Raw genomic sequence first — 20298 nt, 5'->3', positions numbered from 1 at the left:
AGCGGCACTCGCAGACCTCGACCCCGAAGAGCGGATGACGCGCGCCGAGGTCGAGGCGCTCCAGCTCGAGCGCCTGCAGCAGACCGTGCAGCACGCCTACGACAACGTGCCCCTCTATACGAGGAAGTTCGACGAGGCGGGAGTGCACCCCCGCGACATCCGCTCGCTCGCCGACGTCGTGAAGCTGCCCTTCACGACCAAGGAGGACCTGCGCCAGACCTACCCGTTCGGCATGTTCGCCGTGCCGATGGAGCAGGTCGCGCGCATCCACGCCTCGAGCGGCACCACGGGCCGGCCGACCGTCGTGGGCTACACGAGGGGCGACCTCGACCGCTGGGCGACGCTCATCGCCCGCTCGCTGCGCGCCAGCGGCATCCGCCCGGGCATGAAAGTGCACAACGCGTACGGCTACGGGCTCTTCACCGGCGGCCTCGGCGCGCACGGCGGCATCGAGAAGCTCGGCGCGACCGTCATCCCGATGTCGGGCGGGCAGACCGCACGGCAGGTGCAGCTCATCCTCGACTTCGAGCCCGACGCGATCCTCTGCACGCCGAGCTACCTGCTGACGATCGCCGACTGCATGGTCGAGCAGGGCGTCGACCCCCGCTCGACCTCGCTGAAGGTCGCCGTGCTCGGAGCCGAGCCGTGGACGAACGAGATGCGCCACGAACTCGAGCAGCGACTCGGCATCGACGCGCTCGACATCTACGGCCTCAGCGAGGTCATGGGCCCCGGCGTCGGCAACGAGTGCCTCGAGACGAAGGACGGGCCGCACATCTGGGAGGACCACTTCCTGCCCGAGATCATCGACGGCGACACGGGCGCCCAGCTCGCCGACGGCGAGATGGGCGAGCTCGTCTTCACCTCGCTCACCAAAGAGGCGTTCCCGGTCATCCGCTACCGCACGCGCGACCTCACGCGACTGCTGCCCGGCACCGCCCGGCCCGGCATGCGCCGCATCGAGAAGATCACGGGTCGCAACGACGACATGATCATCCTGCGCGGCGTGAACCTCTTCCCGACGCAGATCGAGGAGATCGTGCTCGGCATCGAGCAGCTCACCCCGCACTTCATCCTCGAGCTGCGCCGCACGGGCACGATGGACGACATGACCGTGCGCATCGAGCGCCACCCCGACCTCTCGGTCGAGGTCTGCCAGGCCGCCACCGTCGTGCTCGCCAAGCGCATCAAGGAGGGCATCGGATCGACCGTCGCCGTGCAGCTCGAAGAGCCCGGCACCCTCCCCCGCAGCGAGGGCAAGTACAAGCGGGTCTACGACCTGCGCGGTTCTGCGGGTTGAGTCTGCCGAAACCAGCCGCCCGGGTCGGGTTTCGACCGGCTCAACCCGCAGAGACCGGCGCAGAGGGTGCGAAGATGATGGCGATGTCAGAGAACGGTTCACTTCGACGGGGGCGCCCCGGGTACGACCAGCAGGGGATCCTCGAGGTCGCCATCGCCGCGTTCAACCAGTACGGCTACGACGCGACCTCGATGGGCGTGCTCGCCGATCGGCTCGGCCTGTCGAAGTCGGCGATCTACCACCACTTCGCGTCGAAGGACGAGATCCTCGAGCGCGCGCTCGACGACGCCCTCAGCGCCCTCGAGGGCGTGCTGGGCGACACCGCAGCCACGCAGGGCCGTGCCGCCGATCGGCTCGAGGCGGTGCTCGCCGGCGCCGTGCACGTGCTCGTCGAGAAGCTGCCGTCGGTGACGCTCCTGCTGCGCGTGCGCGGCAACACCGAGGTCGAGCGGCGTGCGCTCGCCCGTCGGCGAGCGTTCGACCGGGCGGTCACCTCGCTCGTCGAGGAGGCGCAGACCGAGGGCAGCCTCCGCTCCGACATCGACCCCAGCGTCGTCGCACGCCTGGCGTTCGGCATGATCAACTCGATCGTCGAGTGGTACCGCCCCGGCGGCAAGGAGGACGCCGACCGGCTCGCCGGCGACGTGATCGCCATCGCCCTCGACGGGCTGCGCATGCCGACCTCGAACCGCGTCGACGAGCTGCTCGGCTGAGTCGAGTTCAGTCGACGCTGCGCATGCGATCGCTGCGGGCGAGGAACGTCGCCGCGACGATCGTCACGATGCACAGCACCGCCGGGCCGATCGTCTTGCCGATGTCGCCCTGCACCGCGCCGATGAACGAGTCGATGCCCTGCACGATGGTCATCGCCACCGCGATGATGAGCAGACCCGCGTCGGACCGGAACATGGGCGAGACGAGCGCCATCACGACGAGCGCGACGCTGCGCGAGGTCGCGTACAGCGCGTCGCTCGCCTCGAGTCCGCCGTCGATCACGGCGATCACGGAGTAGGTGACGCTCACCCCCGCGCTGATGACCGTGACCGCGTAACAGATCCAGAAGGCCGCACCACGGGCGGCGGTGCGCGTCGTTTCGCTCATGGGTTCAGGGTGGACGGCGAAGCGGCGTGCGTCAAGCATCATGCCGCGGGGCGCGGCATCCGGTTCGTCAGGTGCCGGCGGGATGCCGCGTGGCGCGGTGCTCGACCGACCGCCGCTGCCGGCCCTTCGGCCGTTGCAGCGGCTCGACCCTCGACTGCTACGGCAGCGGCGGCCGCTTTCCGCGCGGCGTTCGAGCACCACCCTGCGGCGCTCGAGTTCGTCGGCGATGCGCTCGTCGTTCGCTGCGAGGAGATGGGGGAACGTGATTTCCGAGATCAACATGTGTCTGCTCCTGTGTGTCTGAGTCGAGACTCCTCGCTAAGGCGGGGGCGGGACATCCGGAGATCGCCCTATTCCTCGCCGGGGCATCTGAGGTGGCTGGGAGCCGGCTGCTCAGCCGCTTGTCGGTCGCGTGCGCCAGAGTGGGGGGATGACCCTCGCAGCGCCGCCCGCCGACACCCGTTCCGCCGCGCTCGCCGCCCTCCGGGAGCTCGTGGGGCGTGACGACGCCGAGTTCCACGACGGGCAGTTCGAGGCGATCGAAGCCCTCGTCGAGGGCCGCCGCCGTGCGCTCGTCGTGCAGCGCACCGGGTGGGGCAAGTCGGCGGTGTACTTCGTCGCGACGCTGCTGCTGCGCCGGCAGGGCGCGGGGCCGACCGTGCTCGTCTCGCCGCTCCTCGCCCTCATGCGCGACCAGATCGCGGCCGCCGAACGTGCGGGCGTTCGGGCCGTGGCCATCAACTCGACGAACGCGCACGAGTGGAGCGATGTGCTCGCCCAGCTCGACCGCGATGAGGTCGACGTGCTGCTCGTCTCCCCCGAACGGCTCAACAACCCCGCGTTCCGCGAAGAGCAGCTGCCGGCACTCGTGCGGCGCATCGGCATGCTCGTCGTCGACGAGGCGCACTGCATCAGCGACTGGGGCCACGACTTCCGCCCCGACTACCGACGGCTCCGCGACCTCATCTCGCAGATGCCCGCCGAGGTACCGGTGCTCGCGACGACCGCGACGGCGAACAGCCGGGTGGTCGCCGATGTCGCGGAGCAGCTCGGCACGGGCGCGGCCGACGACGAAGCCGCCGCCCCCGAGGTGCTCACGATCCGCGGGCCGCTCGCCCGGGCATCTCTGCGACTCGGAGTGCTGCGCCTGCCCGATTCGCCGAGCCGCCTCGCGTGGCTCCTCAGCCACCTCGACGACCTGCCGGGTTCGGGCATCATCTACACGCTGACCGTCGCCGCCGCCAACGACACCGCGCGCCTGCTGCGCGAACGCGGGCACGAGGTGCGCGCCTACACGGGCCAGACCGACACCGACGAGCGCACCGAGTCCGAAGGCATGCTGAAGCGCAACGAGGTGAAGGCGCTCGTCGCCACGAGTGCGCTCGGCATGGGCTTCGACAAGCCCGATCTCGGATTCGTGCTGCACCTCGGGGCTCCGTCGTCGCCCGTCGCGTACTATCAGCAGGTCGGCCGTGCCGGCCGCGCGAGTGAGAGCGCCGACGTGCTCCTGCTCCCCGGCACCGAAGACGCCGCGATCTGGCACTACTTCGCGACCGCGTCGATGCCCGATCAGGAGCGGGCCGAGCGCGTCATCGGCGCCCTCTCCGACGTTCCCGTCTCCACCCCCGCCCTCGAGGCGATGGTCGACATCCGCCGCACCCCGCTCGAACTGCTGCTCAAGGTGCTCGACGTCGACGGCGCAGTGCGCCGGGTGCAGGGCGGCTGGGTCGCGACCGGCATGCCGTGGGTCTACGACGCCGAGCGCTACGAGCGCATCGCCGCCGAACGGCTCGCCGAGCAGCAGCACATGATCGAGTACGAGCAGACCGACGGATGCCGCATGGAGTTCCTCCAGCGATCGCTCGACGACGACACGGCGGCGCCGTGCGGGCGGTGCGACAACTGCGCGGGCGTCTGGTTCCCACGTGAGATCGCGGCATCCGCCACGGCAACCGCCGCCGAATCACTCGACCGCGTCGGCGTGCCGATCGAACCGCGTCGTGCATGGCCCACGGGAGCCGACCGTCTCGGCGTGCCCGTCAAGGGGCGCATCGCGCCCGCCGAGCAGGCGAGCGAAGGCCGGGCGCTCGCGCGGCTGACCGATCTCGGGTGGGGCGGCACGCTGCGCGAGCTGTTCGCCGCGGGTGCGCCCGACGCCGCCGTCTCGCCGCAGGTGCTCGCCGCGTGCGTGCGGGTGCTCGCCGACTGGGGCTGGGCCGAGCGCCCGGTCGCGGTCGTGGCGATGCCGTCGCGCTCGCGCCCGCTGCTCGTCGACTCGCTCGCCCGAGGCCTCGCCGGGGTCGGGCGACTCCCCTACCTCGGCGCCCTCGAGTTCCGGGGCGGCGGGCCGACCGGTCAGCCCGGCGGCAACAGCGCGTTCCGGCTCGCCGGACTCTGGGATCGCTTCTCCGCCGACAACCTCGACGTGCCGGCCGGCGGCGTGCTGCTCGTCGACGATCAGGCCGACAGCCGCTGGACCCTCACCATCGCCGCGCGCGAGCTGCGTCAGGCCGGTGCGACCGAGGTGCTGCCGTTCGTGCTCGCGCTGCGGGGCTGATCCGGCGCCGATGCCGGTGGATCAGCCGATCGATGACACGAGCTGTATCAGGAGCACCACTGCGGCGATCACGCTGACGACACCGACTCCGAGCACGACGAAGCGTCGCGCCCAGGCCGCGAGCACGATCGCGACGACACCGAGGATCACCGCGAACGGAAGCACGAGCATCGAGAGGAACAGCCCTGCCATGAGGACCCAGCCGAACGCCTCGAGATCGCCGGCCTCGATCGCATCGAGCAGTGCGAGTATGCCGACCCCGATCCAAGCGAGCGCGACCAGCACGACCGCGGCGATTGCGAGACCGATCGCCCATCCTCCTGCTGTTCGGGACGCGCGCGACGGGCGTTCGGGAGCGATCGTCATGTCGCGGAGTCTAGCGAGCGTGCTCTCACGGCCGTTCGGAACCGACTCCGGCGCTTCAACCCCGTCCCGAGGCGACCGGCTGCGAACGCACGGATGAGCCGCGAGCCCGTCGTCGGCCATGCGAGATCGGGAGTGCCGAGCGCTAGGCGGTCGCCGGCGCGAGCTCCTTCGCCACGAGCGTGAGCACGTCGTACGACGCCACGAGTTCGTCATCCTGGTTGCGCAGCACCGCGTCCCACCGCACCTCGCCGTACTCGTCGGTCTCGCGCGGCGTGATCTGCTTCGCCGTGAGCTCGACGCGGATCGAGTCGCCGGGCGACACCGGCGTCACGAAGCGCAGGTTCTCGAGCCCCGAGTTGGCGAGCACGGGCCCGGGCGCCGCGTCGACGAAGAGGCCGGCCGCCCACGACACGAGCAGGTAGCCGTGAGCGACCCGGCCCGGGAAGAAGGGGTTCGCCGAAGCCGCGGCCTCGTCCATGTGGGCGTAGAACGTGTCGCCCGTGAAATGCGCGAACGTCTCGATGTCCTCGAGCGTCACCGTGCGCGACGCGCTCACGACCTGGTCGCCGATCTTGAGCTCGGCGAGCGACTTGCGGAACGGGTGCACGCCGCCGGGCTGCGACGCCGCGCCCGCGTGCCACACGCCGGTGAGGGCGGTGAGCATCTCGGGCGAGCCCTGCACGGCGGTGCGCTGCATGTGGTGCAGCACGGCACGGATGCCGCCGAGTTCCTCGCCGCCGCCGGCGCGACCGGGTCCGCCGTGCACGAGGTTCGGCAGGGGCGAGCCGTGGCCGGTCGACGAGCGGGCGTCGTCGCGATCGAGGAAGAGCACGCGGCCGTTGTACGCGGCCATGCCCGTCGCGAGCGCCACGGCGACCTCGGGGTCGTGGGTCGCGACGCTCGTCACGAGCGATCCGCCGCCGCGGGCCACGAGGGCGGCGGCCTCGGCGATGGTGTCGTAGCCGAGGATCGACGAGACCGGGCCGAACGCCTCGACCTCGTGCAGCGCGGGGCTCGAGGCATCCGCGAACCACAGCAGCATGGGCGCGACGAAGGCACCGTCGGATGCCTCGCCGGTGGCGCCGTCGGCGAGGGTGACCGCCGGGGCATCCGTCGAACCGATGACGAGCTCGCCGCCACCTGCTTCGAGGCGCCCGACCTGGCGGAGCACCTCGTCGCGCTGCGCGATCGAGGCGAGCGGGCCCATCGTGACGCCCTCGGCGCGCGGGTCGCCGACGACGACGCGCTCGGCGATGCGGGCGCGCACGGCGTCGATGACCGCGTCGACGGATGCCGCGGGCACGATCGCCCGGCGAATGGCCGTGCACTTCTGGCCCGCCTTCGTCGTCATCTCGGCGACGAGCTGCTTCACGTAGGCGTCGAACTCGGGGGTTCCGGCCACCGCATCGGTGCCGAGCACGCTCGCGTTGATCGAGTCGGTCTCGCTCGTGAACCGCACGCCGCCGGTCTGCACCGAGTCGTGCGCACGCAGCTTCTCAGCGGTCGACGCCGAACCGGTGAAGGCGACGAGGTCGCCGAGGCGCAGGTGCTCGAAGAGCGTCGGCACGCCGCCCGAGACGAGCTGCAGCGAGCCCTCGGGCAGGAGGCCCGACTCGACGAGGATGCGCACGAACGCCTCGGCGAGGTAGCCGGTGGGCGTCGCGGGCTTCACGAGCGTGGGCACGCCGGCGAGGAAGGCGGGCGCGAACTTCTCGAGCGAACCCCACACCGGGAAGTTGAAGGCGTTGATCTGCACGGCGACGCCGGGCAGGCGCGTGTAGATGTGGCGGCCGAGGAACGAGCCGTCCTTCGAGAGCTGCTCGACCGCGCCGTCGACGTAGACCTTCGAGTTCGGCATCTCGCGACGCCCCTTCGAGGAGTACGTGAAGAGCACGCCGATGCCGCCGTCGATGTCGACCCAGGAGTCCTGCTTCGTGGCGCCGGTGCGTGCGGAGAGCTCGTACAGCTCGGCCTTGCGCTCGGTCAGCACGAGCGCCATCTGCTTGAGCAGCACGGCGCGCTGGTGGAAGGTGAGCTCGCCGAGTGAGGCCTGCCCGACGGTGCGGGCGTACTCCAGCGCCGCGCCGAGGTCGAGCCCCTCGGTCGAGACGCGGGTGACGACCTCGCCGGTCGAGGCGTCGCGCACCTCGGCGGCGTCAGCTGCGTCGTGAGCCTGTCGAAGGGCGGGCGTCCACCACTGGCCGTTCACGTAGCTCGGCAGGATCGTGTTCATGGGTGTTCCTTTCACGGGGCGTCCCAGAGGTAGAAGCCCTCGCCGGTCTTGCGGCCGAGCTTGCCCTCGGCGACCATGCGGCGCAGCAGCGCGGGCGGGGCGAAGCGCTCGCCGAGCGTCGAGGAGAGGTACTCGGCGATGCCGAGTCGCACGTCGAGGCCGACGATGTCGGTCAGGCGCAGCGGGCCGACGGGATGCTTGTAGCCGAGGGCCATCGCGGCGTCGATGTCCTCGGCGGAGGCGACGCCCTCTTCGAGCATGCGGATCGCCTCGAGCCCGAGCATGACGCCGAGTCGCGAGGAGGCGAACCCCGGGGCATCCGCGACGACGATCGGGGTCTTGCCGATCGCGCGCACCCAACTGCGGGCCTGCTCGACGAGCGGCCCCTCGGTCGCGTCGCCGCGCACGATCTCGACGAGCGTCGACGCGGGCACGGGGTTGAAGAAGTGCGTGCCGAGGAACCGCGACGGGCGCTCGAGCAGTGCCGCGAGCTGGTCGATCGAGATCGACGAGGTGTTCGACGCGAGTGCTGCGCCCGGCGCGAGCACGGCTTCGACGCGGGTGAGGGCGTCGATCTTCAGCTCGAGGTCTTCGGGCACCGCCTCGACGACGAGGTCGCAGCGGGCGAAGTCGGCGACGTCGGTCGAGGTGGCGAAGCGAGCGGCGATCGCCGCCTCGTCGTCGTCGGCGGTGCCGCGCGCGACGGATGCCGCGACGGAGTCGAGCACCCGGGTCGAGGCCGCCGTAGCGGCCGCGGCGTCGCGTTCGACCACGGTGACGCGCGAGCCGGCGAGCAGGAAGGCGTGCGCGATGCCGGCGCCCATGCGCCCGCCGCCGAGCACGCCGACGTCGGCCGGAGCCCCGGTGTCGGTCTCGTTCACTTCTGCTTCCTCTCGAGGAACTCGGTCATGCGGCGGAACTTCTCGGGGCTCTCGAAGAGCACGGCCTGCTCCTCGAGGTCGACGGCGGGGTGCGCGTCGCGCGGTGCGCGGAACACCCGCTTCGTCGCGATCGTCGCCGCACGGTCGTTGCGGGCGATGCGATCGGCGATCACGTGCGCGGCGGCGAGCAGCTCGTCGGCGGGGTGCAGTTCGCTGACGAGCCCGATCTCGAGCGCCTCGGCCGCGGTGACCGTGCGCCCCGTGAGCAGCAGCTCGATCGCACGGGCGTCGCCGACGATCTCCTTGAGGCGCCAGCTCGCGCCGGCGGCCGCGATGATGCCGAGGCCCGTCTCGGGGTTGCCGATCTTCAGCGCAGGCGTCGCGATGCGGATGTCGGCCGCGTACGCGAGCTCCGCGCCGCCGCCGAGCGCGTACCCGTCGAGGGCGGCGATCACGGGCATCGGCAGCAGCGCGAGGCGCACGAAGGCGTTCGCGTTGATGCCGGCGCGCGCGTCATCCGCTCGCCGTTCGCGAAGCTCGGCGATGTCGGCGCCCGAGGCGAAGACGCCGCCGGCGCCCGCGAGGATGAGGGTGCGCGGGATCGCCTCGAGCTCGGCGCACAGCAGGTGCAGCGCGTCGATCGTGGCCTGATCGATGGCGTTGCGCTTCTCAGGCCGGTTGAGCGTGGCGATCACCCGGTCGTCGCGGCGCTCGACGAGGAGCGGACTGCTGCTCGCTGAGCCTGTCGAAGCGCGGCTCCCTTCGCTCCCCAACGGCACGGCCGCCGTGGCCCCAGGCTCAGGGCGCACATCGTCCCCCATCAGACGCGCTCCACGATGAGCGCGCTGCCCTGTCCGACGCCGACGCACATGGTGGCGAGTCCGTAGCGCGACTGCTCGCGCTCCATGCGGCCGAGCAGCGTCACCACGAGTCGCGAGCCCGATGAGCCGAGCGGATGCCCCAGGGCGATCGCTCCCCCGTCGGCGTTCACGCGCTCGGGGTCGAGACCGAGGCGGCGCATCGACGCGATCGACTGGGTCGCGAAGGCCTCGTTGAGCTCCACCGAGCCGATGTCGTCGAGGTCGATGCCCGAGCGTTCGAGGGCCTTCTCGGTCGCGGGCACCGGGCCGAGGCCCATGATCTCGGGCGGCAGCCCGGCCGACGAGCCGACGACGACCCGGGCGCGCGGCGTGAGCCCGTAGCGCTCGACGGCCGCGGCGCTCGCGACGAGGATCGCCGAGGCGCCGTCGTTCAGGGCGCTCGAGTTGCCGGCGGTGACGACCGATCCGCCGTGCACCACCGGGCGCAGCCCGGCGAGCGCCTCGAGCGTGGTCTCGGGGCGGGGCCCCTCGTCGACGAGCACCTCGCCGCGGTGCGTCGGCACCCCGACGATCTCGGCCTCGAAGCGGCCCGCGGCGATCGCCGCCGCGGCGCGCTGCTGGGATCGGAGCGCGAAGGCGTCGGCCTCCTCGCGGGTGATGCCGTCGATGCGGGCGACCTCTTCGGCCGTCTCGGGCATCGAGAAGGTCGCCTTGTCGCGGGCGACGAGCTTGGGGTTCGGGAAGCGCCAGCCGATCGAGGTGTCGTAGGCCGCGCCGGGCTTGGCCCATGCACGATCGGGCTTGGCCTGCACCCACGGGGCACGGGTCATCGATTCGACGCCGCCGGCGATGATGAGGTCGGAGTCGCCCGCCCGGATCGCCTGCGCGGCCATCGTGATCGCCGACATGCCCGAGGCGCAGAGCCGGTTGACCGTGATGCCGGGCACCTCGTCGGGCAGGCCCGCGAGCAGCACCGACATGCGGGCGACGTTGCGGTTGTCCTCCCCGGCCTGGTTCGCGCCGCCGAGGATCACCTCGTCGATCGCGCCGAGCTCACCGGCCTGGTCGAGTCGGGTGCGACGCACGAGTTCGCCGACGACGAGCGCCGCGAGATCATCGGGCCGAACGCCGGCGAGGGCTCCGCCGTAGCGGCCGACGGGCGTTCGCACGCCGCCGACGAGATAGGCCTCCGCCATGGTCCACTCCTGACTGCACTGTCATCCGCGGCCGCAATTCCCGACCGAACGTTCAGGAAGTAAGTATGGCAAACGGATGCCCCGCCCGCCACTCGTCGCGCCACCGCGCCTCAGTCGGCGAGCACCGGCTCGGCGACTCAGCCGGCGAGTACGAGCTCGGCGTACCGCACCGTCGCGTCGGCGGCGGCGCCGATCGAGTACCCGGCGCCGTCGTGCGAGAAGACCAGGGTGCAGTACTTGGCGCCGTCAGTGCAGTCGGTCACCGCGACATCCCCGCTGACCATGCCGGCGAGCGGGACCGGCGCGAGCAGTGCGGCGCCGTCGGCTCGCGCCGCGAGTTCGGCGACGAGGGCAGCCGCTCCGGGACCGATCTCGAGGGTCGGCGCAGCGCCGGGGCCCCGACATCCGACGAACCCGGCGAGGTGGCGGGCCGCGTCGTCGAACCAGACCTGCTCGGGGAGCGTGGCGCCCGTCGTGCTCCACTCGGCCAGGGTGCCGTCGATGGTCTCGATCTCGGCAGCGGGCAGCACGGACTCGCAGTCGACCTGCTCAGTCGGGCTCGCAGTGCCGAGCCCCGTCGGGCCCGCGGCATCCACCGCCTCGACCGCGGATGCCGCGACGGCGACCACCCCGTCGAGCACCGCCCGAGCGTCCATTCCGGCGAACACCGACTGGTCGGCGTTCCACCCGTCGGGCGTCAGGTTCACCTGGATCCAGGTGTCGCCGACCGGCACCGAGACACGGCATCCGGGGTCGCCGCACGTCGCGAGACCGGGAGCGCCGCCGACATCCCGGTGGTCGGTGTCCTGCGCAGGCCCGTCGCCCATGAGGTACGGCTGCCACAGGGGGCCGCCGCCCGGCAGCACCTCGACCCGGAGGTACCGCCCGTCGGTCGCCCCGTACTCGTCGGGGTTCACCGCCGCCCCCGCCCGCCACGAGCAGTCGAGCCCGCCCGCAGCGGTGACGGCCATCTCTCCGAGACCGGCACGCGGCCACCAGGCTTCGACGAGTTCCGGCGTCGCGCCGTCGACACCGGTCAGCGCTGCAGCCACGAGGTCGGACGACGCGAGGTCATCGCAGGTCAACGCCCCGGCCGGCGCCGTCTCCACGGGCGTCGGCGCCGCGATCGGCGTCTCCGTCGGTGTCGGCGCGGACGCCACGCAGCCACTCAGGAGCAGGACGAGGGCAGCGGCGGCGACACCGCCGGTGATGAGACGCATGGCGCGAGCCTAGTGGCCTCTCGGGCTCTGCGATTCAGGGATGTCCCGGGTGACGACGAAGGCCCGCGTCCACCTGGACACGGGCCTTCGGTCGTTCAATTCGTGCGAGTTCAGCCGGCGAGTTCCTCATCGGCCGCGGCCGACTCGGTCTCGACGATCTCGATGGCCTCCTCGACCTCGATGATCTCGACGACGTCATCGATCTCGATGATCGCCTCAACGGCGTCGAGCGTCTCGACCGCGGCATCGGCCTCGACCGCGGCGGCGCCGCGCTCGAGTTCGCCGGCGAAGTCGTCGCCGAGACGCATGTCGACGAAGTCGACGTCGATCTCGGCCCGGTCGAGCAGCTCGACCATGCGGCGCTGGCGGTTGCGCGGGATGAGCGTGACGACCTGACCGGTCTTGCCCGCGCGGCCGGTACGGCCCGAGCGGTGGAGGTAGGTCTTGTACTCGTCGGGTGCGTCGGCCTGGATGACGAGGTCGATGTCGTCGACGTGGATGCCGCGTGCCGCGACATCCGTCGCCACCAGCACGTTGACCCGGCCGCTCGTGAGCTGCTGGAGGTTGCGCGTACGGCGCGACTGGTTCAGGTCGCCGTGCAGGGCGACGGCACGGATGCCGTAGTCCTCGAGGTGCTCGGTGAGGTCTTCGGCGAACGCGCGGGTGCGGGAGAAGACGAGCGTCTTGCCCTCGCGGTTCGCGAGCTCGGCGACGATGTCGCGCTTCTCGTGGTTGCCGATGACGAACACGCGGTGCTCGATCGTCGACGAGGCCTGGTCTTCACCGGCGACCTCGTGCACGGCCGGGTCGACGAGGAACTCGTCGACGAGCGCCGCGACGCCCTTGTCGAGGGTGGCCGAGAAGAGGAGCTTCTGGCCGCCGTTCGCGGTGTGACGGATGATGCGCTGCACCGGCTCGAGGAAGCCGAGGTCGCACATGTGGTCGGCCTCGTCGAGCACCGTGATGACGACCTCGGAGAGGTCGAGTCGACGCTGCTCGATGAGGTCTTCGATGCGGCCGGGGGTGCCGATCACGATGTCGACGCCGCGCTGGAGCGCACCGACCTGACGCTGCTGCGGCACGCCGCCGTAGATCTGCGTGGTGAAGAGGCCGACGCTCTGCGCGATGGGCTGCACCGTGCGGTCGATCTGCAGGGCGAGCTCGCGGGTCGGCGCGAGGATGAGCGCGCGGGGCTTGCGGCCCATCTGGCGCTTGCCGCCGGCCTTGCCGGACTCGGCCCAGAGCTTCATGAGGCGCTCGACGGTCGGGGCGCCGAAGGCGATGGTCTTGCCCGAGCCGGTCTTGCCGCGGCCGAGCACGTCGCGACCCTCGAGCACGACCGGGATGGTCGCGGCCTGGATCGGGAACGGCGACTCGGCGCCGAGCTGCTTGAGCGCGCTCACGACGTTGCCGCCGAGGCCGAGGTCGGCGAAGCTCACGCCGTCGGCATCGGTCGCCTGGATGGCCTGGGCCTCGAGGCGCTCGAGCACGACGTCGTCGTTCGGCGCGAAGCGGTTGCCCTGCTCCTTGGCCGGGTAGAAGCTCGAGTCGCGGCGGCCCGACTCCTTGAAGCCGGGGCGGTCGACGTCGCGGCGAGGGGCACGGTCGTCACGGTCGTAGGAACGGGCCGGACGGTCGGGGCGGTCGAACGAACGCGCCGGGCGGTCGTTCCGGTCGAACGAACGCGCCGGACGGTCGTTCCGGTCGAACGAACGCGCCGGACGGTCGTTCCGGTCGAACGAACGCGCCGGACGGTCGTTCCGGTCGAACGAACGGGGAGCACGGTCGTCACGGTCGAACGAACGTGCAGGGCGGTCGTTCCGGTCGTTCCGGTCGTTCCGGTCGAACGAACGCGCAGGGCGGTCGTTCCGGTCGTTCCGGTCGAACGAACGGGGGGCGCGGTCGTTGCGATCGTTCGAACGCGGCGCACGGTCATCCCGATCGAACGAACGCGCAGGGCGGTCGTTCCGGTCGTTCCGGTCGTTCCGGTCGAACGAACGCGCAGGGCGATCGTTCCGGTCGTTCCGGTCGAACGAACGGGGGGCGCGGTCGTTGCGATCGTTCGAACGCGGCGCACGGTCATCCCGATCGAACGAACGCGCAGGACGGTCGTTCCGGTCGTTGCGGTCGAACGAACGCGGCGCACTGTCGTTGCGGTCGAAGGAACGAGGTGCGCGGTCGTTGCGATCGTTCGAACGCGGCGCACGGTCATCACGGTCGTACGAACGCGCCGGGCGGTCGTTGCGATCGTTCGAACGCGGCGCACGGTCATCACGGTCGTACGAACGCGCCGGGCGGTCGTTGCGGTCGTACGAGCGGGGGCCCCGCTCGTCACGGCCGTCGCGCTCGGAGCGGTGCGGTGCGCGGCCCGTGGCGACGCGCTCGTCGCGCGACCAACGCTCCTTGCGAGGCTCGTCGGCCTCGGGGCGGTAGCCGCGGTGGCCTTCGCTGCGCGAACCGGGCTTGGACGATCCGGCGCGTGCCGGGCCGCCCTTCGAGCCGCCCTTCGCGTACGAGGGATCGAAGTTCTTGGCGGGCCTGCCGCCTTGGGGCTTCTTGTTCTTGGGCATGGTGACTTCCTGGGTTGTACTCATGTACATGGCAGCGCCACTGCAGGCGCAGCACACTGAGAACCCGGAGCATCGTCGACCGGGGCCGTTCACATACGGTGACTATCCGAGGCCTTTGCCTCGAAACCGGCCCTTTGGACTCACAAACCCATCCGCGCACAGCGCGGTGTCCAGAACCGACTCGGCCACGATACCGGAATCGTCTGGGAAAGTCCCGCACGGGGCATCCGCCCTGTGTCGGGACGGTCAGCCCTCGGGGGCCGGCGACACCTCCGGGGACGGTTCAGTGGCCTCCGTCGTGCCGGAGAGCTCCCACGCCCCGCCGGTGCACTCGTAGAACGTCAGGGTGTCGGTGTCGATGAAGACGTCGCCGTCGGCCGTGCAGGTCTCGGCGGCCGGAACACCCGTGCCCAGCACGACCTGCGTGCCGGGCGCACCCGTCTCGCCCGGAGCTCCCGTCTCCCCGGTCGCACCGGTCTCTCCGGTGGCACCGGTCTCTCCGGTCGCGCCCGGCGCTCCGGCGAGGTTTTCCGCCGCCGACACCCGGATGTTGCCGACGAGCTGCCAGTCGCCGTCCGTGAACAGGTAGACGTCGGCCGTGGTGATGTCGATGTAGACATCGCCGTCGTAGCCCTTGCCGGACTCGGGCGCCCCTGAGCCCGCGCGCACGGCGGACCCGGCCGGGAGGATCTCGGCGATCGCCTCCTCATAGGCGGCCTCGTCGATCTCGGCGGTCGTCGGCGACGGTGTCGCCGCAGCCTCGTTCGCATCGGCCGAACGGGCGAGCGTCGCCCCCAGGAACGACGCAACGAAGGAGAGGAGCACGACCGCGGCACCGACCCAGAGGAGCATCGCGCGGCTCACTCCCGCGGTCTTCGGAGGTGCCTCCGCCGCGACCGCCGACTGCGGCGAAGCGCCGGTCGGTTCCGATGAAGCGTCCTGCGGGTTCCGGTCATCGGTCATTGCGTGCGCCCCTCACGTCTCGCGCTCCGGTCGACCCGTGACGGCACGGTGCAGAGCCGCGTCGCGCCCAGCGTAGCGAGCGCGATCCGCGATCGATCGCGGCACGCGGGCGGGCGGGCCACTTCGAAATCGCTGCGAAACACCCGCGACGTAGGCTCACCGCATGCCGCAGCACCCCGTCCCCGTGACCGTCAGCATCGAAGCGCCCCGCCAGCCCGAGGTCGAGCGGCTGCTCGACGCCAGCACCGCCTTCGCGCAGAGCCTGTACCCGCCCGAGAGCAACTTCCTGCTCGACGTCGCGACCCTCGAGCGGCCCGAGGTCGCCTTCTACGTCGCGCGCGACGGCGAACGCGCCGTCGGCATCGCCGCGCTCGTCGCCGAAGCGGATGCCTCGCGCGGCGAGCTGAAGCGCATGTTCGTCGATCCGGCGGCGCGCGGGCACGGCGTCGCGGCGGCCCTGCTCGAGCGCATCGAGGCGGATGCCGCGGCACGCGGGCTCGTCGAGATCGTGCTCGAGACGGGCGATCTGCACGACGCGGCGCAGGCGCTCTACACGCGCCACGGCTATCGGGAGATCCCGCAGTTCGGCCAGTACGTCGGCGAGGCCCACTCGGTGTGCTTCGCGAAGCCGTTGGTCCCCACGGAGCAAGCGTTTCCACCTGCGGAGAACGTGAGGTAGCATCACTCCACCCCTGAACCCGGAGCCCGGTGTGACCTCGACCCGACGCACAGGCGGCTTCGGCACTCGCGCCCGGCGAGTGGCGTGGGCTGCCGCGGCGACTGCAGCCGCCATCGCGAGCGTGAGCGCGCTCTCGGGCTTCCACGTGCCACTGCGCGAGATCGATCCGAAGGGCGCCGCTGCAGCCAGCGAGGTCGTGACCGCCGAGCTCATCGGCATCCGCACCTTCACGGCGCCCGAGGGCATCACGGTGGAGGCCGACCTCGAATACGGCGCGCGCGAAGACGGCACACTGCTCACCCTCGATCTCTGCATGCCGGCCGGCGCCGAACTCGCCGACGAACTGCTGCCCGCGGTGGTCTCGATCCACGGCGGCAGCTGGGCGCGCGGCGACAAGGGCAACGCCGACTGGCGCAACGTCTGCCTCTGGTTCGCGAGCGAGGGCTTCGTCGCAGCATCCGTCAACTATCGGCTCGTGCCCGACGCCCGGTTCCCCGCCGCGATCGACGACGTCGCGCTCGCGGTCGAATGGCTCCGCGACCCCGCACAGGCCGAGCGCCTCGGCATCGACCCCGGTCGCATCGGCGCCTTCGGAGGATCGGCCGGCGGCAATCTCGCGGCCCTGCTCGGCACCACCGGCGAGGGTCCGCTCGACACCGGCTCCCGGGTCGCGGCGGTCGCCGAGCTCTCGGGCCCGGTCGGGCTCGGCGCTGCTGAGCTCGCTGCCGACGGGGCATCCGGCTGGTTGCGAGGCATCATCGGCGAGTACCTCGACTGCGAGCCCGGCGCGAGCGACGAGCAGTGCGCCCAGGCGATGGACGCATCGGCGGCGAGCTTCGCGGATTCGAGCGATCCCCCCTTCTTCATCGGCCATGCCGAGTCCGAGGTCGTGCCACTCGGACAGTCGGAGCGGTTCGCCGCCGCCCTCACCGCCGCGGGCGTGCCCGCCGAGCTCGCGATCGTGCCCGGCGCCGATCACTCGATCGGCATCCTCGATGCGCAGATGCGGGCCCGGATCGCCGCATTCCTGCACGCACACCTCGACTGAGGGCCGGAGGGCGCACCGGCGCCATGCCCGCTCCGCCGATCGCCGCTCGGCAACCCCCTGTGCCGATGCCTCGGGCACCCGTAGGCTCGGGGCGTCTGCACGGGAGGCATCATGGCCGAACACGATCCATCCGACCGCGAGTCATCCGGCTCGTCCGGCTCCTCCGGCTCGTCCGGCGAAGACTCGCCGATACAGCTGTCGCGCGCCGACTGGCGCATCATCGCCACCCGAACGGTGCACGAGTACCGCATCAACCAGGTGCACGACATCGCGGCGTCCCTCACGTTCTACGTGCTGCTCACGATCTTCCCGGCGCTCCTCGCCCTGCTCGCCCTGCTCGGCATCTTCGGCAGCGCCGAGGCCGTCGTGGCCGATGCGCTGCGGGTGCTCGAGGACCTCGGCGGAGCCGCCGCCGCCGAGGTCCTCCGCGAGCCGCTCGATCAATTGCTGAACGCCTCGCACGCCGGCCTCGCCTTCGCCACCGGCCTGATCGCCACCCTCTGGGCCGCTTCGGGATTCGTCGGCGCGTTCGGCCGTGGCATGAACCGCATCTACCGGGTCGAGGAGGGCCGACCGTTCTGGGAGATGCGACCGGCGATGCTCGCGGTGTCCGCGGTGCTGGTCGTGCTCGGCGCGGTCGCAGCGGCAGGGCTCGTGGTGACCGGTCCGGTGGCCGAGGCGGCAGCCCGCGTGCTCGGTCTCGATGAGGGGGTCGCCTTCTGGTGGGACCTGGCGAAGGTGCCGGTGCTCGCGGCGATCGGCGTGCTCGTCCTGGCGGTGCTCTACTGGGCCGCCCCGAATGTGCGACGCCGGCATCTGCGGTGGTTCAGCATCGGAGCGATCGCGGCCCTGCTCGCCTGGGTCGTGACGACGGCCCTCTTCGCGCTGTACGTCTTCGGGGTCGGCAGCTACGAGCGCGTCTACGGCGTGCTCGGCGGGGTCGTCGCCTTCCTGCTGTGGGTCTGGCTGTCGAACCTCGCGATGCTCTTCGGCGCGGTGCTCGACACCGAGGTCGAACGGGCTCGCCAGCTGCGCGCCGGCATCCCGGCGGAGGAGCGGGTCCGGCTTCCGCTCCGCGACGATCGGGTGATCGCCACGAATCGCGCACAACGCCTGCGTGATGAGCACGCTTCGGCGAGCATGCGCCCCGATGCGGTCGTCGACGGCGTCACCCCGCCGGCCGGGCTCCGGCCGCACGGCTGATCGGCACAGTACCCGCGTAGGGGCGCGAATCGTCCTCGGGAGGGATGCAGCGTCGCGCGACGCGTGATTGGCTGATGGCATCATGGCGCAGACCCATCATCCTGAGCAGAGCCCGGCGGATGCCGCGGCGCAGGTCCGACCCGCGCAGCAGGCCCGACCGGCACCGCGACCGCCTGCGCCGCCGCTCCCGCCCGTGCCCTCGATTCCGGCGGCGCCGGCCCGGCTCGCCCGCATCACGGCCGATGAGCGGCAGTTCCGGGCCTGGATGCTCGTGTCGACCTCGCTCCTCGCCGTCATCCTCTTCGCGGTGTCGGTGCCCCTCGCGGCCACCATCTACGACGTCAACCTCCTCGCCGCGTTCGCCACGAGCCTCGCCCTCGCCGGCGCCCTGCCGCTCGCGGTGCGCTGGCCCTGGGTCGCTGCGAGCGTCTCCGCGGCCGGGCTCCTCGCCTTCGCGTTGCTCACCATGAACTCCGACGGCTGGCCGTGGCCATGGCCGGTCACCTCGATCGTGAGCCAGGGCGTGCTGCTCATCGTGCTCGGCCTCATGTGGGAGTGGCGCCTCGGCCTCATCGCCTGGGGCATGGGGGTCGTGGTGACCCTGCCGTTCGCCTTCGTCGACTCGGGCGCGGCCGCCAGCATGATCACGGGTGCGGCCGTCACGGCACTCGCGTGCGCCATCTCCGTGCTGCTCGCGCAGCGCCGCGTGATCGGCGTCGAGCTCTTCCGCGAGCGCGCGCATTCGGCTTCGGAACAGCAGCGACGCGTGCTCGTCGAGGAGCGCAACCGCATCGCCCGCGAACTGCACGACGTCGTCGCGCACGGACTGTCGATCATCCACGTGCAGGCGACGAGCGCCCCCTACCGGGTCGAGGGGCTGAGCGACGACGCCAAGACCGAGTTCGCCGAGATCGCGGCATCCGCCCGCTCGGCGATGACCGAGATGCGGCAACTGCTCGGGGTGCTCCGCAGCGCCGACACGGCAGCGGAGACCGCGCCGCAGCCCGGGATCGCCCAGCTGCCCGAGCTCGCGGCATCCGTCGAACGCGCCGGCGTGCCGGTCACCCTCACCGTCGACTCCTCCCTGCCCGACGGCGGGCTCGCCGCGACGGCGGCGTACCGCATCGTGCAGGAGGCGCTCAGCAACGTCGTGCGGCACGCCCCCGGCGCACCGACCTTCGTCTCGGTCGAGGTGCTCGCCGACGACCTCGTCGTCTGCATCGACAACGAGACGGCGACGGATGACCCGGCGCCCGACGCCAAGGGCGGCGGACACGGTCTCGTGGGCATCGGCGAGCGCGCGGCACTGCTCGGCGGGCGCGCCGAGTTCGGGGAACGGCCGGGCGGCGGATACCGTGTTCTCGCGACCCTTCCGCTCGGGTCGGACGGAGGCTCGATGTGACGATCTCGGTGCTCATCGCCGACGACCAGGCGATGGTGCGAGCCGGTTTCGCGGCGGTGCTCGCCGCACAGGCCGGCATCGAGGTCGTCGGGCAGGCGGCCGACGGCGACGAGGCCGTGGCCATGGCCCGCGAACTGCGCCCCGATGTCGTCGTCATGGACGTGCGCATGCCGGGCCGCAACGGCCTCGAGGCGACCCGCGACCTGCAGACGCCCCCGCGGTCGAGCGACTACGTGCCGCGCGTGCTCATGCTGACGACGTTCGACATCGACGACTACGTCTACGAGGCGCTGCGGGCCGGGGCGAGCGGGTTCCTCCTGAAGGACGCCACGCCAGAAGAGCTCGTCGCCGCCGTGCGCATCGTCGCCGCCGGCGATGCGCTGCTGGCACCGAGCGTGACCCGCCGCCTCATCGAGGACTTCGCCAGGTCTGCCCCGCCGCCGCGCATCGACTCCACACGACTCTCCGAGCTCACCGAGCGCGAGCGCGAGGTGCTCACCCTCGTGGGCCGCGGGTTCTCGAACACCGAGATCGCCGCGGCGCTCTTCATCGCCGAGCAGACGGTCAAGACGCACGTCTCGAAGATCCTGTCGAAGCTCGGTCTCCGCGATCGCGTGCACGCCGTCGTACTGGCGTATGACACGGGGCTCGTCCAGCCCGGTTCCTGACCCGTACGCCCGTATGAGCCGAAACGGCTCCACAGGGTGATGAACACCTCGGCACCGCGTTCCTAGCCTGCCGTCATGACGGAGATCCCG

17 protein-coding genes are annotated in these 20298 nt (G+C 71.6%); 8 read left to right on the top strand and 9 right to left on the bottom strand.

All coding sequences use genetic code 11. From position 1 onward, the window contains the following. Positions 1-34: 34 nt before the first annotated feature. Together paaK and BUR99_RS07615 are read left to right on the top strand one after the other, a co-directional pair. Entirely contained in the window at positions 35-1300 is a 1266-nt protein-coding gene (paaK, locus tag BUR99_RS07620) for a phenylacetate--CoA ligase PaaK (RefSeq protein WP_084183900.1), read from the top strand. Between the two features lie 83 nt (positions 1301-1383). Continuing rightward, positions 1384-2013, top strand: a complete 630-nt coding sequence (locus BUR99_RS07615) for a TetR/AcrR family transcriptional regulator (RefSeq protein ID WP_143231535.1) — start codon at positions 1384-1386, stop codon at positions 2011-2013. A gap of 7 nt (positions 2014-2020) precedes the next feature. On the opposite strand, the gene BUR99_RS19925 is transcribed toward BUR99_RS07615, so the two are convergent. Beyond that, positions 2021-2401 carry a hypothetical protein gene (locus tag BUR99_RS19925; RefSeq protein ID WP_143231534.1) on the bottom strand — a complete coding sequence of 127 codons (381 nt, stop codon included), beginning with the start codon at positions 2399-2401 and terminating at the stop codon, positions 2021-2023. A gap of 430 nt (positions 2402-2831) precedes the next feature. Between BUR99_RS19925 and BUR99_RS07605 the strand changes: the two genes are divergently transcribed. Continuing rightward, a complete protein-coding gene (locus tag BUR99_RS07605) occupies positions 2832-4958 on the top strand; it encodes a RecQ family ATP-dependent DNA helicase (protein WP_074259775.1) in 2127 nt (708 codons plus the stop codon). A gap of 21 nt (positions 4959-4979) precedes the next feature. On the opposite strand, the gene BUR99_RS07600 is transcribed toward BUR99_RS07605, so the two are convergent. From BUR99_RS07600 to BUR99_RS19920, 8 genes are all read right to left on the bottom strand, one after another. After that, positions 4980-5324 carry a hypothetical protein gene (locus BUR99_RS07600; RefSeq protein ID WP_074259774.1) on the bottom strand — a complete coding sequence of 115 codons (345 nt, stop codon included), beginning with the start codon at positions 5322-5324 and terminating at the stop codon, positions 4980-4982. Positions 5325-5466: 142 nt separating this feature from the next. Then, positions 5467-7557: a phenylacetic acid degradation bifunctional protein PaaZ gene (paaZ, locus tag BUR99_RS07595; protein WP_074259773.1), complete on the bottom strand. Its 2091-nt coding sequence runs from the start codon at positions 7555-7557 to the stop codon at positions 5467-5469. Positions 7558-7568: 11 nt separating this feature from the next. Continuing rightward, entirely contained in the window at positions 7569-8438 is an 870-nt protein-coding gene (locus tag BUR99_RS07590) for a 3-hydroxyacyl-CoA dehydrogenase family protein (protein WP_074259772.1), read from the bottom strand. After that, the gene (locus BUR99_RS07585; protein ID WP_084183801.1) at positions 8435-9259 is read right to left on the bottom strand and encodes an enoyl-CoA hydratase/isomerase family protein; all 825 of its coding nucleotides are present in this window, start codon (positions 9257-9259) and stop codon (positions 8435-8437) included. The genes BUR99_RS07590 and BUR99_RS07585 overlap by 4 nt, the downstream gene beginning before the upstream one ends. Further along, a complete protein-coding gene (locus BUR99_RS07580; protein WP_074259771.1) occupies positions 9259-10455 on the bottom strand; it encodes an acetyl-CoA C-acyltransferase in 1197 nt (398 codons plus the stop codon). The genes BUR99_RS07585 and BUR99_RS07580 overlap by 1 nt, the downstream gene beginning before the upstream one ends. A gap of 137 nt (positions 10456-10592) precedes the next feature. Next, the gene (locus BUR99_RS07575) at positions 10593-11675 is read right to left on the bottom strand and encodes a hypothetical protein (RefSeq protein ID WP_074259770.1); all 1083 of its coding nucleotides are present in this window, start codon (positions 11673-11675) and stop codon (positions 10593-10595) included. A 110-nt stretch (positions 11676-11785) separates the two neighbouring features. Beyond that, entirely contained in the window at positions 11786-14245 is a 2460-nt protein-coding gene (locus tag BUR99_RS07570; protein WP_074259769.1) for a DEAD/DEAH box helicase, read from the bottom strand. A gap of 246 nt (positions 14246-14491) precedes the next feature. Then, positions 14492-15208, bottom strand: a complete 717-nt coding sequence (locus tag BUR99_RS19920) for a collagen-like triple helix repeat-containing protein (protein ID WP_143231533.1) — start codon at positions 15206-15208, stop codon at positions 14492-14494. A gap of 163 nt (positions 15209-15371) precedes the next feature. Here BUR99_RS19920 and BUR99_RS07560 point away from each other — a divergent pair, with 163 nt between their 5' ends. The 5 genes from BUR99_RS07560 (at position 15372) to BUR99_RS07540 (ending at position 20208) form a co-directional block, all read left to right on the top strand. Then, positions 15372-15887: a GNAT family N-acetyltransferase gene (locus BUR99_RS07560; protein WP_074259767.1), complete on the top strand. Its 516-nt coding sequence runs from the start codon at positions 15372-15374 to the stop codon at positions 15885-15887. A 31-nt stretch (positions 15888-15918) separates the two neighbouring features. Beyond that, entirely contained in the window at positions 15919-16935 is a 1017-nt protein-coding gene (locus BUR99_RS07555; RefSeq protein WP_143231532.1) for an alpha/beta hydrolase, read from the top strand. 111 nt (positions 16936-17046) lie between these two features. Beyond that, positions 17047-18138: a YihY/virulence factor BrkB family protein gene (locus BUR99_RS07550; protein WP_074259765.1), complete on the top strand. Its 1092-nt coding sequence runs from the start codon at positions 17047-17049 to the stop codon at positions 18136-18138. Between the two features lie 82 nt (positions 18139-18220). Further along, positions 18221-19540 (top strand): sensor histidine kinase, encoded by a 1320-nt coding sequence (locus BUR99_RS07545; protein ID WP_143231531.1) that lies wholly within the window; start codon positions 18221-18223, stop codon positions 19538-19540. Beyond that, positions 19537-20208: a response regulator gene (locus BUR99_RS07540; RefSeq protein WP_074259764.1), complete on the top strand. Its 672-nt coding sequence runs from the start codon at positions 19537-19539 to the stop codon at positions 20206-20208. The genes BUR99_RS07545 and BUR99_RS07540 overlap by 4 nt, the downstream gene beginning before the upstream one ends. Positions 20209-20298: the final 90 nt, after the last annotated feature.

It is taken from the genome of Agromyces cerinus subsp. cerinus (genome assembly GCF_900142065.1).
GTDB lineage: Bacteria > Actinomycetota > Actinomycetes > Actinomycetales > Microbacteriaceae > Agromyces > Agromyces cerinus.
This window is presented reverse-complemented; position numbering and strand designations above follow the sequence as displayed.

Bases quoted from the DNA above. Each gene is read 5' to 3' on its own strand.
- paaK (WP_084183900.1), top strand. From the start codon at position 35: ATGACGCGCGCCGAGGTCGAGGCGCTCCAGCTCGAGCGCCTGCAGCAG.
- BUR99_RS07615 (WP_143231535.1), top strand. From the start codon at position 1,384: ATGTCAGAGAACGGTTCACTTCGACGGGGGCGCCCCGGGTACGACCAG.
- BUR99_RS19925 (WP_143231534.1), bottom strand. From the start codon at position 2,401: ATGAGCGAAACGACGCGCACCGCCGCCCGTGGTGCGGCCTTCTGGATC.
- BUR99_RS07605 (WP_074259775.1), top strand. From the start codon at position 2,832: ATGACCCTCGCAGCGCCGCCCGCCGACACCCGTTCCGCCGCGCTCGCC.
- BUR99_RS07600 (WP_074259774.1), bottom strand. From the start codon at position 5,324: ATGACGATCGCTCCCGAACGCCCGTCGCGCGCGTCCCGAACAGCAGGA.
- paaZ (WP_074259773.1), bottom strand. From the start codon at position 7,557: ATGAACACGATCCTGCCGAGCTACGTGAACGGCCAGTGGTGGACGCCC.
- BUR99_RS07585 (WP_084183801.1), bottom strand. From the start codon at position 9,259: ATGGGGGACGATGTGCGCCCTGAGCCTGGGGCCACGGCGGCCGTGCCG.
- BUR99_RS07580 (WP_074259771.1), bottom strand. From the start codon at position 10,455: ATGGCGGAGGCCTATCTCGTCGGCGGCGTGCGAACGCCCGTCGGCCGC.
- BUR99_RS07575 (WP_074259770.1), bottom strand. From the start codon at position 11,675: ATGCGTCTCATCACCGGCGGTGTCGCCGCCGCTGCCCTCGTCCTGCTC.
- BUR99_RS07570 (WP_074259769.1), bottom strand. From the start codon at position 14,245: ATGCCCAAGAACAAGAAGCCCCAAGGCGGCAGGCCCGCCAAGAACTTC.
- BUR99_RS19920 (WP_143231533.1), bottom strand. From the start codon at position 15,208: ATGACCGATGACCGGAACCCGCAGGACGCTTCATCGGAACCGACCGGC.
- BUR99_RS07560 (WP_074259767.1), top strand. From the start codon at position 15,372: ATGCCGCAGCACCCCGTCCCCGTGACCGTCAGCATCGAAGCGCCCCGC.
- BUR99_RS07550 (WP_074259765.1), top strand. From the start codon at position 17,047: ATGGCCGAACACGATCCATCCGACCGCGAGTCATCCGGCTCGTCCGGC.
- BUR99_RS07545 (WP_143231531.1), top strand. From the start codon at position 18,221: ATGGCGCAGACCCATCATCCTGAGCAGAGCCCGGCGGATGCCGCGGCG.